We start from the raw sequence: 892 nt of genomic DNA, 5'->3' as shown, positions 1-892 counted from the left end.
AGCTTGATGCTATCTTCATAGTAGCCTTCATTGGAGCTGCCGGCCGTTTTGGTCCAGACGGAATTTAGCCAGTTTTGGTTCACGGACGAGGTCATAGCGCTGACACCAAACGGTGCATAGAACGCGCCGCTGCCGCCGGAACCTGTAACCGTGCCGTTGAGTTTATAACCATCCTTTACGTTGCTAGGATTACCGCTTACTTTGGTTGAGATCCAGCTATTCATTTGATTGAGCTGACTGAGTGCCCGGCTGTCACCAGTCATCAGGTAATCCGTTGCGATCCGCCAAGGCGTACGACACGAATTGTAATCGTAGCTGCCGTCGTTCGCCCCTTCCAGAAAATCGGCTGAAGCTGGCTTGTACGTCGAGCCCGACAGAACGACGAAGTCTGGAAGCAATCCGGTTGATGAGCTGTACCCGTTGTATAAGGAGTTGACAATGGTATAGGTTTTGTCGATCACGTTCGCCCATTTGGCATCACCCGTTGCTGCCTGGAACGCCTTCAAGTGATTCAGCATAAAGTCCGATGGACGGGTAGCATTTTTGAACGTATTATCCGTTGCCCAGTCGCCAAGACGCAGCGTCCATTGGGACTGATTCACGTCACTTTGCATGATGGCATTGATGATGTCCTTGCCGGCCTGAAGGTAGTTGATACTGCCGCTGCTACCCCACTGCTTGTCCGCAAGCAGGAGCGAATAAGCAATGTCCATGTCTCCATCCGTGGCCGAGTCGGCGCCTTCAATGTTCTGGAAGCTGCTGTTTTGTTTCCATGCCATCAATTTCGAATTGTTGGCGCTCGGATGCGCTTTATAATATTGATAAAGTCCGTCGAAATAGGTCTGCGCATTGCCGTCATAACCGGCCATTATAACCGTTGCCAGCATTCCGT

At 51.2% G+C, this 892-nt stretch carries 1 protein-coding gene; it reads right to left on the bottom strand.

Translation table 11 applies throughout. The annotated features are described in order from the left end of the window. On the bottom strand, window positions 1–892 hold an 892-nt coding region (locus A6049_RS32260), incomplete at both ends, for a family 8 glycosyl hydrolase (protein WP_063568468.1).

Origin of the sequence: Paenibacillus sp. O199 (assembly GCF_001636635.1) — a bacterium.
In the GTDB taxonomy this organism is placed as follows: Bacteria; Bacillota; Bacilli; order Paenibacillales; family Paenibacillaceae; genus Paenibacillus; species Paenibacillus marchantiae.
The sequence above is the reverse complement of the archived record's forward strand: the minus strand, read 5'-3'. Positions and strand labels throughout refer to the sequence as shown.